Source organism: Floridaenema fluviatile BLCC-F154 (assembly GCF_041929135.1).
Lineage (GTDB): Bacteria > Cyanobacteriota > Cyanobacteriia > Cyanobacteriales > Aerosakkonemataceae > Floridanema > Floridanema fluviatile.
The window spans coordinates 152,897-166,727 of the sequence record NZ_JBHFNS010000018.1 but is presented as its reverse complement, the minus strand read 5'-3'; the positions used below and the strand labels follow the sequence as shown (position 1 = coordinate 166,727).

10 protein-coding genes are annotated in these 13,831 nt (G+C 42.2%); 5 read left to right on the top strand and 5 right to left on the bottom strand.

The window, feature by feature from the left end; all coding sequences use genetic code 11:
- Window positions 1-12 precede the first annotated feature (12 nt).
- On the top strand, window positions 13-540 hold the full coding sequence (locus ACE1B6_RS03590; RefSeq protein WP_413255864.1) for a DUF2726 domain-containing protein: 528 nt from the start codon (window positions 13-15) through the stop codon (window positions 538-540).
- Between the two features lie 401 nt (window positions 541-941).
- Here ACE1B6_RS03590 and cobJ read toward each other — a convergent pair whose 3' ends face one another.
- From cobJ to ACE1B6_RS03575, 3 genes are all read right to left on the bottom strand, one after another.
- The gene (gene cobJ / locus ACE1B6_RS03585) at window positions 942-2,873 is read right to left on the bottom strand and encodes a precorrin-3B C(17)-methyltransferase (protein ID WP_413255863.1); all 1,932 of its coding nucleotides are present in this window, start codon (window positions 2,871-2,873) and stop codon (window positions 942-944) included.
- Window positions 2,874-3,082: 209 nt separating this feature from the next.
- Window positions 3,083-4,621: an NAD(P)H-quinone oxidoreductase subunit N gene (locus ACE1B6_RS03580; RefSeq protein ID WP_413255862.1), complete on the bottom strand. Its 1,539-nt coding sequence runs from the start codon at window positions 4,619-4,621 to the stop codon at window positions 3,083-3,085.
- Between the two features lie 168 nt (window positions 4,622-4,789).
- Window positions 4,790-5,095, bottom strand: a complete 306-nt coding sequence (locus ACE1B6_RS03575; RefSeq protein WP_413255861.1) for a hypothetical protein — start codon at window positions 5,093-5,095, stop codon at window positions 4,790-4,792.
- Window positions 5,096-5,707: 612 nt separating this feature from the next.
- On the opposite strand from ACE1B6_RS03575, the gene topA reads away from it, so the two are divergent.
- The gene (gene topA / locus ACE1B6_RS03570) at window positions 5,708-8,398 is read left to right on the top strand and encodes a type I DNA topoisomerase (protein ID WP_413255860.1); all 2,691 of its coding nucleotides are present in this window, start codon (window positions 5,708-5,710) and stop codon (window positions 8,396-8,398) included.
- Window positions 8,399-8,470: 72 nt separating this feature from the next.
- Here topA and ACE1B6_RS03565 read toward each other — a convergent pair whose 3' ends face one another.
- Window positions 8,471-9,304 carry a hypothetical protein gene (locus ACE1B6_RS03565; RefSeq protein WP_413255859.1) on the bottom strand — a complete coding sequence of 278 codons (834 nt, stop codon included), beginning with the start codon at window positions 9,302-9,304 and terminating at the stop codon, window positions 8,471-8,473.
- Window positions 9,305-9,526: 222 nt separating this feature from the next.
- On the bottom strand, window positions 9,527-10,564 hold the full coding sequence (locus ACE1B6_RS03560; protein WP_413255858.1) for an SGNH/GDSL hydrolase family protein: 1,038 nt from the start codon (window positions 10,562-10,564) through the stop codon (window positions 9,527-9,529).
- 408 nt (window positions 10,565-10,972) lie between these two features.
- Between ACE1B6_RS03560 and ACE1B6_RS03555 the strand changes: the two genes are divergently transcribed.
- From ACE1B6_RS03555 to ACE1B6_RS03545, 3 genes are all read left to right on the top strand, one after another.
- Window positions 10,973-11,314 (top strand): thioredoxin family protein, encoded by a 342-nt coding sequence (locus ACE1B6_RS03555; protein ID WP_413255857.1) that lies wholly within the window; start codon window positions 10,973-10,975, stop codon window positions 11,312-11,314.
- Between the two features lie 178 nt (window positions 11,315-11,492).
- Window positions 11,493-12,662: an LL-diaminopimelate aminotransferase gene (locus ACE1B6_RS03550; RefSeq protein WP_413255856.1), complete on the top strand. Its 1,170-nt coding sequence runs from the start codon at window positions 11,493-11,495 to the stop codon at window positions 12,660-12,662.
- Between the two features lie 266 nt (window positions 12,663-12,928).
- Window positions 12,929-13,813: an NF038130 family PEP-CTERM protein gene (locus ACE1B6_RS03545; RefSeq protein WP_413255855.1), complete on the top strand. Its 885-nt coding sequence runs from the start codon at window positions 12,929-12,931 to the stop codon at window positions 13,811-13,813.
- Window positions 13,814-13,831: the final 18 nt, after the last annotated feature.

The following is a 13,831-nucleotide window of genomic DNA, read 5'->3' as shown; positions in this document are numbered from 1 at the left end:
GAGGTAAAACCAATGGCTTATGCCCTTGACTATTCAGATAATTTTCATTTCGATAAAGCCGAAATATTTCCCCACTTGCAAAACGGAGAAATCATCAATGAATTGGAAATAATGATTATTGACCTTCTCGAATTAATTTTAGGAAATCGCTTCCGTTACTGTCCCCAAGTACCTTTAGAAATCATCTGTTCTCGTCCCGAAAATTTCTCTCGTCTCCCCGATGAAATCTGGAAATTTTGGGTTAGTTCCAAAGTAGATATTGCTTTAATCGATCGCACTTTCCCCACCAACCGCAAAGCCAAATTAGTCATAGAATGCCAATCTCACTGGCATAATTCCTTAGAAGCACAGTTGCGCGATCGCAAAAAAGCCAAACTCCTCGCCTCCGTCAACGTTCCCCTAATTTACGTGCGAAGAATCACCGAAGATCAAAGATATTATCGCTTCTACACACCCAACGAAAAACACGAAGTTTTTTACAACATAATTACTCAACAAGGATGGGCAGAACTAGAAGCTTTTTTGCTGAGTTTTTTGTAATTTCTGTTAACAAATTTTCCCTTTGTAGGGGCGAAGCATTCGGGCGACAATTTATGACACTCAGCCAAAATATTAAATTCCGAATGCTTCGCCCTGCCTCCGCGACAATATAAAAACTACTCTAAACCAAAATATTAAATTCCGAATGCTTCGCCCTGCCTCCGCGACAATATAAAAACTACTCTAAACCAAAATATAACAATTATCATACTTTGCACAAACCCAGCTACAATTTGTAAAAATTTAATTTTTTGCCCATTTTTAACAGATTAAAAGTATTCGTACATATCAATTGTCACCAAGGCAAGGGCGAAGCATTCGGACATATAAATTGTCGGTTTTTATCAGAGATAGTCGCCCGAATGCTTCGCCCCTACATTATCTCAAAAAACCCTTAAATCTTAAAAATCGCTATATTCAATCACACCAATTTGATAACCCCTTGGCGTAATCATCCATTCCCCATGAACCCGCGTATTTGAGTTACCAATTAACACAATTGTTAACATATCAATTGAGCTTTCCAGTAACTTTTCTAAAGTAGTAATCGTAATTTCTTGGGTTTCCCGATAAGCAGAACGGACGATCGCCACCGGAGTAGCCGGATTACGATACTTTAAAAAAATCTGTTGGGCGAAAGCAATTTGTTCAGTCCGAGTTTGGGATTTCGGATTATACAAAGCCGTAACAAAATCCGCTTCTGCTGCGGCAATTAACCGCTTTTCAATCACCGACCAAGGTGTTAGCAAATCGCTCAAACTAACGGCGCAAAAATCGTGCATTAACGGCGCACCTACCAAAGAAGCAGCAGCTTGTAAAGCAGTGATTCCGGGAAACACTTGCACGCCCGGAACTTGACCATCCCAACCATGCGCTTGCAGTTCTTCTAAGACTAAACCAGCCATCCCATAAATGCCGGAATCTCCCGAAGAAATCACGGCGACAGTTAAACCTTTATTTGCTAATTCGATCGCCTTTTTCGCCCGTTCCACTTCCTGAGTAATCGGCAAAGATTCCACAATTTGACCTGGTTTTAATAGTGGCGAAATCAAGTCAATATATAAAGAATAACCAACCACAGCATCAGCTTGAGAAATTGCCATTTGTGCAGCAATAGTCATTTGTTCTAATTGACCGGGACCCGTACCAATCAGTAAAATTTTCCCAGTGCGATCGCTATATTCCTTCTCAGATAATCCCACAGCAATTGTCACAGCCCCACGTTCTCCTTCTAAACGAAAAATTTGTTTTTTAACTAATAAATTAGCACTTGAAGATTCCTCTACCCATTCCCCAGTTGATGCACAAATAGCCGCAGCTTCCGCCACACTACTCGTTCCAACTTCTGCTGCAACAACCTGGGAAGGATTAGGCACATTAATTAATCGTAACACTTCCGCAGGAAAGGTTTTTAAAAGCCAATTTTTTTCCCGACAAACTTCGATTAAACCGACTTCATCAGCTTTAATATCAATTGTAGCAATTCCAGCGATCGCACCCAGCGCCAAATGATACTTTTGACAAACCTGAAGAATAGCACTTTCAATTAACTTTTTAGAACTTCCTCTTTCGCAACCTATTCCTAACCATAAAACTCTCGGATGCCATTGTACTTTCGGTAAATCCGAATCAGGGGAAAACTTTCTTTGGGTGAAACTAATCCAAATTCTGGCTTTTGGGGACTGGGGACTGGGGACTGGGGACTGGGTGAATTCGGTATTTTCAAAATAGAAAGGATGACTTTCGGGGAGATGATTTTGCCAGAGAGTAGAACCGACTTCTTGGATTACTTGAACAGGTTCATTTCTCGCAATAGTAGCAGCTACTTTTGTCCAATCACCTTCGCCCTTATTCCAACCAAAAGGAACACCTAATAAATCGACAGCTGGTAAACCCAAACCATTAGACGCACCCGTTAAAATTGGGGTAGCATTTAATGAAAGTGCGATCGCCCTAGTCAACCGATCGGCCCCACCTTGATGACCACCACACAAACTAATAACAAATTTACCATTTTGATCGATAACAATTACCGCCGGATCGACAGATTTATCCCTTAACAAAGGTGCAATTAACCTAACAACAGCGCCAGTTGCCAAACCGAAAATAAACCCGCGATATTGCGACCAAATATTAGCAAGATGTTCCCTTAAAGAACCAGAATAAATCCGAGTTCCCTTAATTTCCCCCAAAGACTCCGCAACCCAAAGATCCGCACCAATTGACTGACAAACAGGTAACAAAACTTTAGCAGCATTAGGAGTAGTAGCGATCGCTGCAAACGGCAAAAAATCAGCCAAAATCAAATTAAATCTGCGTTCATCCGCGTTCATCTGCGTTCATCTGCGTTCCAAAAAAAATCTCCGCCACCCAACAAAAACTAAAATAAACATCTGTGTTCATCTGTGTTCATCTGTGGACATCTGTGGTAAAAAAAAATCTCTGACACCCAACAAAAAACCTCAAAAAACATCTGTGGTTAAAAAAACGCCCGACCTAAAAAGTCAGGCGATTTATTAATTCTAACCCTCTTTTGACCAATTCACTGTTGAACAGCCGAAACTTGAGAACTAATCACAGTTGACTGTAACATTTGACTTTTCGCAACCGAACCATTAGCCAAATTAAACAGAGGATTTGACAAAATACCAGCCAAAGAAGTAGCGATTAAAGTCACCACCAAACCCACCTGTAAAGCCCGCATTCCCGGCAAATTCCAAGTAATAGCTGGATAATTCTTCACTGCATCGGACATTTCTTGAGGTTCCTTTACCACCATCATTTTCACCACACGAATGTAGTAGTAAATTGAAATCACACTGGTAACTAAACCTAACAAAACTAACAGGTAAAGACCAGCTTGCCAACCAGCCCAAAACAGGTATAACTTGCCAAAAAATCCAGCCAAAGGTGGAATTCCACCTAAAGAAAGTAGAGACAAACTCAAACCCAAAGTTAACAAAGGATCTTTTTGGTACAACCCAGAATATTCACTAATTTGGTCAGTTCCCGTCCGCAGAGAAAAGAGAATTACACAGGTAAAACCGCACAAATTCATGAACAGGTAAACCAACATATAAAACACCATGCTGGAGTAACCTGCTTCCGTACCAGCGATTAATCCTAACATGACAAAACCAGCTTGAGCGATCGAAGAATAAGCCAACAATCTCTTCATGCTAGTTTGAGTCAAAGCCACCACATTTCCTAACACCATGCTCAGAATAGCAAGGGAAGTAAAAATGAAATGCCATTGTTCGCTAACCAAGGGGAAAGCTGTTACCATTAAGCGAATAGCTAAAGCAAATCCAGCAGCTTTTGAACCCACCGAAAGGAAAGCAACTACCGGAGTAGGAGAACCTTCATAAACATCAGGAGTCCATTGGTGGAAAGGTACAGCCGAAATTTTAAAAGCGATACCAGCAATAGCGAATACTAAAGCAATTACCAAAGCCAAAGATTGACCAGTACCAGCAGCCAACCCAGCAGCGATCGCACTTAACCGAGTTTCCCCACCGGACAAACCGTACAACAAGGATACACCATAGAGGAAAATCGCCGAACTAGAAGCGCCAATCAACAGATACTTTAACGCCGCTTCATTAGAACGAGGATCGCGCTTAGTGTAACCCGTCAGCAGATAAGAAGAGATACTCAGAGTTTCCAAACTGATGAAAATCATCACCAACTCATCTGCGCCAGAGAGAAACATCCCTCCAATAGTCGCCGTGAGCAAAATTCCCACAAACTCGCCTAAAGAAGTCCCTGATTGCTCAATGTAGGCGATCGACATCAAAATTGTCACAGCTGCGGACAAAGCGATAATGCCGCGAAAGACCACACTTAAGGTATCACCATTAAACCCGCCCAAAAACCCGATCGGGTTAGAGACATCCCATTGATAGTAAAGCGCGACAACCGAAGCAAGTAAACCTGCGATCGCCAGATAAGGAGTCCAGCGAGTCGAAGTCCGCCCCACAATTAAGTCAACCATTAACACTACAATCAGTGTGGCAATTACAATTGCCTCTGGTAAAATTGTTCCAGCATTTAGCTGTGCTGCAAGTTCAGCAAAACTCATAGATCCTATAAAATTTGGAGATTAGCCATACAGACCAGGACACTTAATATTATTGCCTTCTCCGTCACATATTCAACAACTTTTCCCTTTTCCTGGTATGTGAGATCCCACAGATAAACCCCAATCGACCGTTAGTATTGGTTAAGACTTATACTTAAAATTTACCAATCAGCGATTTTTGGGCATAATTTCCCCTTTAATTTCTTGGATAATAGTAGAAATTTCCTCTTCAGAATCAATGTGTCGAGAAAACACTTGGGCAGTTTTTTCGATAATGCGATCGCCAAACATCCTAGCCAAATCTTGTCTCAATCCTTGCCCAACATAAAACTTTAGCAAAGCAGATAAAGACATATCCCGCATTTGTGCTACTTCCTGCAAAGATTTTAAAGTATCTTGAGAAATTTCCAGAGATACTGTTTCTGTAGAACAGGGACGTAACTGTAAATTAACTTCTGACTCATGATTGTTCATCTTCTTCTCCTCTTTCTTCGTGTCCTAATTCGCTACCGCGTCTTTGTGGTTCAAAAAAATCTTTTCCACTAGTCAACAACTAGACGATCGCTCTCCCAAATTTAGATATCATAAATAAAAGTTTCCTACTCAAGAGCGATCGCGTCAGCGTGGCGTAGCCGAATCACAAATCAAACTCAGCAATTCAACAATTGCGACAAACAGAAAACAAAGAAAGTTAACAAACTTGCCTCACCCAAAATAAATTCCTCAAACCCTTACCACACAAGGCTTAAAGCCCAACTGCATAAAGAGTGTGGTGATTTATATCCGATATAAGTGTAAATAAGAGAGCCAGATAAAACGTTATGGTCAAAAGTAGTCGGTTGAGACTGACGCGGGGAAAAGGAGATCGAAGGATAAGAAAAATCTGTAGGGGCGGGTTTAGTAGACAAATTTTGCAACTTACAGACAATCTTTCGGCAAAACCCGCCCTTAAAACTCAAAACTCACAGTTTCCCCCTTCTGCCTTTTACCTTCTGCCTTCTCGCACTACCAAAAACCCCTTGACAATTGGGGAAAAAACTACTCTAAATTGAACTCTCTAGACTAGCTGCTGTTGTATAAGTTCTCATGTCAACCCTTGTTATAGTCGAATCACCCACCAAAGCACGCACCATTCGCAACTTCCTCCCCTCCGACTACCGGGTAGAAGCATCGATGGGTCACGTCCGCGACTTACCCTCATCAGCCGACGAAATACCCGAAGCTGTCAAAGGGGAAAAATGGGCACAGTTGGGGGTGAACGTAGAAGCCGACTTTGAACCCCTGTATGTGATCCCCAAAGAGAAAAAGAAAGTAGTTAAACAACTACAAGATGCCCTCAAAGAAGCTACCGAACTGGTACTAGCGACTGACGAAGACCGCGAAGGGGAAAGCATCAGCTGGCATTTAAAGCAAATTCTTAAACCAAAAGTTCCTATCAAGCGGATGGTATTTCACGAAATTACCCAAGACGCTATCCGCAAAGCCTTAAAAAACTGTCGCGACATCGACGAACAGTTAGTCCACGCCCAAGAAACTCGGCGTATCCTAGACCGACTCGTAGGCTACACCCTCTCGCCCCTACTTTGGAAAAAAATCGCTTGGGGACTTTCAGCCGGAAGAGTTCAGTCCGTTTCCGTTCGTCTGTTAGTTCACAGAGAACGTCAACGTCGCGCCTTCCATCAAGCAACTTACTGGGATTTAAAAGCTTTTTTAGAACAGCAAAAATCCCCTTTTGATGCGAAATTAGTCAGTTTAGCTGGGACAAAAGTGGCTACTGGCAGTGATTTTGACGAAACTACTGGGCAAATCATCGTCGGACGCAATGTAGTTGTCCTTAACGAAGCGGAAGCTTTGGCTTTGCGAGAAAGACTTTTAGATAAAACTTGGACTGTCACCAATTTAGAAGAACGCCCAGTTACTCGCAAACCTGCGCCACCCTTTACCACTTCGACATTACAACAGGAATCTAACCGCAAATTGCACCTTTCCGCCCGTGACACGATGCGGATTGCTCAAAGTTTGTACGAGCAGGGCTATATTACCTATATGCGGACAGATTCGGTGCATTTGTCGGAACAAGCGATCGCAGCTGCCCGCAACTGCGTCGAACAAAAATACGGTAGCCAATACCTCAGCCCCCAACCCCGCAAATACACCACTAAAAGCAAAGGCGCACAAGAAGCCCACGAAGCCATTCGCCCCGCAGGTAGCACTTTCCGCACCCCCCAAGAAACTGGACTCAGTGGTTTAGAATTCAAACTTTACGACTTAATTTGGAAACGTACCGTCGCTACCCAAATGGCAGACTCTCGCCAAACCTTAATTACTATAGACTTGCAAGTAGAAGATGCAGGTTTTCGTTCCACAGGTAAACGCATCGACTTTGCGGGATACTTACGCGCTTACGTGGAAGGTTCCGACGACCCAGACGCAGCCATTGAAGACCAAGAAGTAATTCTGCCACCTTTAAAAGTTGGGGATCATCCTAATTGTAAAGAACTGGAAGCAGTTAAACACGAAACTCAACCACCCGCCCGTTACACCGAAGCATCTTTGGTGAAAACCTTGGAAAGTGAAGGTATTGGTCGTCCGAGTACTTACGCCAGTATTATCAGTACAATTATCGATCGCGGCTACGCCCAAATGAACGGCAACGCCCTAGTCCCCACCTTCACCGCCTTCGCCGTCACCAGTCTGTTAGAAAAGCACTTCCCCGACTTGGTAGACACCAGCTTTACCTCCCAAATGGAACAAACCTTAGACGACATCGCCACAGGTGAAGCCCAATGGCTACCCTACTTGCGGCAATTCTATCAGGGAGACAAAGGCTTAGAAACCCAAGTCAAAGAACGGGAAAACCAAATTGACCCCTCAGAAGCCCGTACCGTAGAACTAGAAAACCTAGCAGTTAAAGTTAGAATCGGTAAATTTGGCCCCTACATCGAAGCCGAAAATGGCGATGATGTCGTTACCGCATCTATTCCCAAAGACCTCACCCCCGCTGACTTAGACCCAGACCAAGTAGAAACCATCCTCCGGCAAAAAACCGAAGGGCCAGAAAAACTCGGCATTGACCCAGAAACCGGAGAACCAATTTTTATTCTCATCGGTACCTACGGCCCTTATGTCCAAATCGGTGAAGTTTCTGAGGAAAATAAAAAGCCCAAACGTGCTTCTTTGCCAAAAGGTGTTAACCAAGAAGACGTTACCTTAGAAATGGCTTTAGGTTTACTTGCTTTACCCCGAAAACTCGGCGTTCACCCCGAAACAGGGGCAAAAATTCAAGCCGGACTCGGACGTTTTGGCCCTTACGTTGTCCATGACCAAGGCAAGGAAGGTAAAGATTTTCGTTCCTTAAAAGCGACTGACAATGTATTAACTATTGACTTACAACGTGCTTTAGAACTATTAGCTGAACCGAAGAAAACTAGAGGCGGTGCTCGTTCTAAAACTAAAACACCTTTGCGAGAATTGGGCAATCATCCCAATGATGATGAACCAGTGAATATCTACGAAGGTCCTTATGGTTCTTATATCAAGCATGGTAAAACCAATGCAGCAATCCCAGAAGGGGAAACCGTAGAATCTCTTACTTTGGAGAAAGCTTTGGAAGTTTTAGCTGCGAAAAAATCAACTAAATCTACTAGTAAGTCTAAGAAATCAACCACTTCTTCTTCTACTAGTAAAAAAACTACTGCGGCAACTAAAACTAGCGAAAAAACTACCACTGCCAAAAAGACAACTAAAACTACTGCCAGCAAGAAAAAAACTTCTTAATATGGAAAACTCTGGTTTCTGCTATACCTTGCGGATTTAAGTTCTCTATGGTTTCCAGAAACCAGGTTTTTACTAATGAAGTTGTTTCCGTTTCCCTAAATAACTTATACCAAAAGCACCCAATGCCAATAAACCCAACGTAGCACCAGGTTCACTAACTGGCTTCGGTTTGTGCAACCCAGCAACAAAAGTTATATCCGGGTCAAACTTGCCTATTGCGTAATTTTGATTTATCCCAGGCCCCACTTGCGGCTGGTATTGACCGTCAAGAAAACCTCGTCCGTCTTGTCCGGTAACGGTGTCGCTGGGAATTAGGTTTCTAATCCGAATTGACTCGATTTTGTCGCCTAAGTTCAAACCAAAGCTACTCAGATCGATCGCTGTGGCAAAATGTGTAGTATTGGCATCGCCTTGGTAAGATCCACTACTAAACTCGTATAAGTAATCAGTAAAGTCATTAGCACCAACTTTTTTAACTGCTAAGGCAAAAGCTTCCGGTTCCCCAAACCCCCCGGTTTCATAAATTACTAAGTCTTTACCATCCTCATTGGTTAAAGACATCCCACTTCCCCAACCGAGTTCGATAATAGACAAGGTTGAGTTATCTTTGCCCAAAGAAAACGATCGCGATTCACTAGAGCCAACTTGAGAATCACCAAGTAGTTTACCAATAGTTCTGTCTCTCACCTCTAGTTCAGTTGACAAAAAGGGCGTGTCAAATGGTTCAGTCTGTTCTTGTCCTTGAATGATTTTGCCTGTTGTTACCGCGTTGGCAGAATCCCAAGTATAGCCCCCAACAGAAAAGGTTGCGGCTTTTGCTGACCCAGCATTGATTAAAGCTGTAACACTCAAGGCACTTAGGGACAGACTGATTCCATAGTAGTTTTTAATTGCAAAGCTTCTCATGAGGATACTCCCTTCCATGTTTAAGTGGGCGTTAATTGTGAAAATTTCTGGATGTGACGGTTTTTTCAGAGGGAGTAAGTAGATAGCACAGTTTTTTCTCTAATCGCTTATCATTCAGAATGCTGTGGTGAACACAATTAGTAAATACTCTGGATTTTCAGTTAATTTTATAAGCGGACAACCCTCTGAAACTTTATGTATAGATGCACGCTAACATATACTTTACAAGTAATTTCTGGTGTTTCCACTTAGTTTTGATGAAGAGTTTTTAAAGTTTTCTCCTGTTGCAATATAAGGTTCCGCTTGAGGTTGGTAGCTAGAAAAACTATGGATCGATCGCATTGTAGTGGCTTCCGCTTCATTATTAAAGAAGCTATCTTCAGGAATATCCCAAGCAAAAGCCGATTCACTTACACTTTCAGGAGGCGCAGCTGCAATTTTTTGATTAACAGGAGATTGGCCAGGTTTAGCAGCATCAACAATGGCATCAAACCAAGATTTAGCTAATTTTTTGTAACCTTGATTATTTAAGTGAACAGTGTCACTTGCTGAAGACCAAAGATCGCTTACTGTTAACTGTTTTCGAGTATCTACAAAGTGAATTTTTTTGTCTTTATAAATTGGTTCATTCAGCAAAGAAGCTATCAGATCATTGTATTTTCTGGCTTCTGTAGCAAAAGTCCTCGATGGTTTAATCGGCGGAATGGTAGCCACAAATAATTCCACATTTGATGCCCAACTAAAAATCTTGTCAATCAGTTCTCTTAACTCATCTCTAGTCTCTTCCGCTGTGGTTTTCTGGTAGATAAAATCATTCGTACCTGTCATCAGTAATACGACATCAGGCATTGCTTTTTTTAGCCAGTTAGTCACATTCGGCAAGATTTCTCCCTTACCACCAGAACCTTTAATCGCAAATCCACCATGACCTTCATGATTACCATCGAAAGTATAAGTTCCTTGAGATCCTTGGACTGCACTCGGCCCTTCTTTCAGCCCACCAACAAAGTTTACATTAAATCCTTGATCCTGAAAAAGCGCCCACAAATCATCTCGATATCCACCTCTTTTTCCTGGTAATACACCAGGTTCTTTCCCGCGAGTATTGGAATCACCTAAAGGCATGATTCTTACAAGCTTTTTAGTATTAGTTAAACTGAACGCTTGTACCGAACTTGAAAAACTAAACAATGGCGCGATCGTCAATGCCGCAATCGTCGCGATCGCTAAGGACGCTACCACACAATCAAAAGCCTTCATGCGTTAGACCTTTTTTAAAGTAATCAAACCGTAGATAAGCGAATCTATAATTTGTCACCCTAAAATTAACTACGTAAATTTGCGTAATAAAATAGCTATCTTCACCAAAAAATAAATTTTAATTTCAGTATATTTGTAGCAAAAATAATTGTATTACCCGAATTTCCAGCAAAAAAGCCAGTAATTTCACGCGGGTGACTTATGAATTTATGATAAAGGAAAGCTAAAATTTATACAAATGAAACATTTATATGCTAAAATCACAAACTTTAAACAAAGCTGGAAAACTAGACAGGGGCTTGGTTTCAGACAACGCTCGATCTGCGGTCAAACTTTACCTTGGGAAAAACTTGTTGGATTCGGGTAGTGAGTGGGATAAGCTGATAATTGACTGTTGTTGGGTGTGCTATGAGCAGCGTGATAACCATCTTCGATTCGGAGTTTGAAACCGAAGTGCTGAAAGCGACGCAGCCAGTATTGGTATACTTCTGGGCAGCTTGGTGTGGGCCTTGCCGACTGATGACCCCATTGGTCGGTTCGGTAGCCGAAACTTATGGCGATCGCCTAAAAGTAGTCAAAATGGAAGTTGATCCTAACCCCATAGCCGTAAAAAATTACGGGGTGGAAGGAGTTCCTGCACTAAGGCTGTTTAAAAACGGCGAGGTGATTGAATCTCTTGAGGGAATCGAAGCAAAGAACACCAAACAGAGAATCACCAATATGCTAGAAGCACATCTGTCAAATCAGTAATTAGACTTCTTGCAGAAGTTAAGCGAAAAGGGCAGGGGTATTTTCCTGGGAAAAGGGACAAGAGATTAAATTCACTCTTACCCTTTACCCTTTACCCTTTACCCTTTAATTCAGTTTTAACTAAAAATATTTTGCCAAGATGTCTAATCAATCATGAACGAAGTAAAATTTTTAGAATATGCAATTCGCTAAACGTTTAGAGCCTCTACAACATAATGTTTTCGCTGATATGGATCAGGCGAAAGCTAAGGCTAGAGCATCAGGTTTGGAAGTGATCGATCTGTCTTTGGGATCTTTGGATTTACCAGCAGCTAATCATATTACTGATGCGATCGCTCAGGCTTTAACAGATACTAGTAGTCACGGTTACTTGTTATTTCACGGAACTAAAGACTTTCGTCAAGCCGCTGCTGATTGGTACAGCAAAAAGTTCGCTGTTTCCGTCGATCCAGAAACCGAAGTTTTACCTTTAATTGGTTCTCAAGAAGGAACTGCCCATTTACCTTTAGCAGTTCTTAATCCAGGGGATTTTGCTTTACTTTTAGATCCGGGTTATCCTTCTCATAGTGGCGGAGTTTATTTAGCTAGTGGTCAAATTTACCCGATGCCATTGCGGGCAGAAAATGGATTTTTACCTGTGTTGGAAGAAGTACCATCAACAGTTTTAGCTCAAGCAAAAATGATGGTGTTGAGTTATCCTCATAATCCGACAACTGCGATCGCTCCACTATCATTTTTCCAAAAAGCAGTGGCTTTCTGTCAGCAACATAATTTGGTACTAGTTCACGATTTCCCTTACCTGGATTTAGTGTTTGCAGAAAATATCGCTCCTTCGATTTTCCAAGCTGACAGGGAAAAAACTGTTTCGATCGAATTTTTCACCCTGTCAAAATCCTATAATATGGGCGGTTTTCGCATCGGTTTTGCCATCGGTAATCCAGCTTTAATTAAAGCTTTACGTCAAGTAAAAGCGGCAATTGATTTTAACCAATATCGGGGAATTTTAAATGGGGCGATCGCTGCTTTGAGTGGCCCCCAAGATAACGTTAAATCAAATGTGGCAATTTTACGCGATCGGCGCGATACTTTTATTCAAGCCCTAAATCGCATTGGTTGGGAAGTACCAACTCCTCCAGCAACTATGTATATTTGGGCAAAATTACCTGAACCTTGGGCAAGTGATTCTCTCACATTCGCTGCTAAACTCGTAGAAAATACGGGGGTTGCCGTAGCACCTGGGGCAGGTTTCGGTAAATTTGGTGAGGGTTATGTCAGATTTGCACTGGTACATCAACCGCAAATTTTAGAAAAAGCAGTGATCGGGATCTCTAAGTTTTTGTATCCGTAAAATCACTATCCAATAAATATCCTTGCTAAGGAATTCTTCATGGAAACTTTAGGTGAAATATAAATTAATTTCACCTATTTCTGTTTCCTAAGTGGGTAGAATGAGCGTAGGATTAAAAAAAGTCCTCTGCAAGATCTGAGTGCATAATCAAATCTATTAAAACTTAGAAATTGCATCTATATAAGAATCAAGCACTCATCCCAAGTAGTTGACTCGGTTGTAAACTCACCTGTAGATTCTGGAGATAACCAAGGATGTCTAATATTATGAAGAAGTTCTTAATCGCTGCCTCAACTGCCGTTGGCATGAGTGCGATCGCTACCGCCCCCGGCTTTGCCTACACCATCACAGGCGAAAAGGATGCTTGGCTTTATGACAACAACTACGGTAGTTGTGGCGCAAATAGCACCTGCTTGACTAACGATATGAGCAGATTGGACGCTATCTTGGGAGGCAACAGCAGTGCCCCAGGCGGTAACGTTGAATTATTTGCTACCAGTGAAGGTGTTACCTTGGCAAACTTTCAAAACTCTGGTCGCACCAGCATTGAAGGTACAGTAGCAGGTAAATCCCTCACCCTTAGCAGTTTGACTTATAGTGATTGGTTTGACACTGGATCTGGCGTAACTACACAATACGGTGCCAATAACCTCGCTAATAAATGGTTTAATGACTTTTATAAAGCTGCTGGTCTGGAAACGACTTTAGGATTAGCGGCCCGTGAAATGGCCTACGCCGCTTATTTAGGCGACAATGTGAAAGGTTTCCAACGCACCAGTGACCCCAATATCTCCTACGTTACCACCAGCGGCAGCGACCTCTTGATTGGTTTGGCAGGACACTACGATGCCAAAGCGTTTTATTCTTCTATGTTAGGCCCATTTGGTAGTCTGATTAAAAATGGTTTCCAAGTCAGTGAAGTAGTCAAAGTTAACTATGGTGGTGTTGAGGACTTCCTCTACAGCTTCAGCGCCACAGAAACTAACTTACTCGAAGTCGGTGATGGTAAGTCTCACAGCGGTAACTACGAAGTTGCACTGAAAGGTGTTGTTCCTCCCGCTGCGTCAGTACCAGAACCTTCCGTAGTATTCGGTTTAATTGGTTTGGGTGGTTTGTTAGCTGCCAAACGTAAACAACAACAAGCTGAATAAGCCATTTTCCCATCAGTT

Excerpts from the sequence above, each read along its gene's own strand:
- topA (WP_413255860.1), top strand. The coding sequence starts at position 5,708 with ATGTCAACCCTTGTTATAGTCGAATCACCCACCAAAGCACGCACCATT.
- ACE1B6_RS03555 (WP_413255857.1), top strand. The coding sequence starts at position 10,973 with ATGAGCAGCGTGATAACCATCTTCGATTCGGAGTTTGAAACCGAAGTG.
- cobJ (WP_413255863.1), bottom strand. The coding sequence starts at position 2,873 with ATGAACGCGGATGAACGCAGATTTAATTTGATTTTGGCTGATTTTTTG.
- ACE1B6_RS03545 (WP_413255855.1), top strand. The coding sequence starts at position 12,929 with ATGAAGAAGTTCTTAATCGCTGCCTCAACTGCCGTTGGCATGAGTGCG.
- ACE1B6_RS03575 (WP_413255861.1), bottom strand. The coding sequence starts at position 5,095 with ATGAACAATCATGAGTCAGAAGTTAATTTACAGTTACGTCCCTGTTCT.
- ACE1B6_RS03560 (WP_413255858.1), bottom strand. The coding sequence starts at position 10,564 with ATGAAGGCTTTTGATTGTGTGGTAGCGTCCTTAGCGATCGCGACGATT.
- ACE1B6_RS03550 (WP_413255856.1), top strand. The coding sequence starts at position 11,493 with ATGCAATTCGCTAAACGTTTAGAGCCTCTACAACATAATGTTTTCGCT.
- ACE1B6_RS03590 (WP_413255864.1), top strand. The coding sequence starts at position 13 with ATGGCTTATGCCCTTGACTATTCAGATAATTTTCATTTCGATAAAGCC.
- ACE1B6_RS03565 (WP_413255859.1), bottom strand. The coding sequence starts at position 9,304 with ATGAGAAGCTTTGCAATTAAAAACTACTATGGAATCAGTCTGTCCCTA.
- ACE1B6_RS03580 (WP_413255862.1), bottom strand. The coding sequence starts at position 4,621 with ATGAGTTTTGCTGAACTTGCAGCACAGCTAAATGCTGGAACAATTTTA.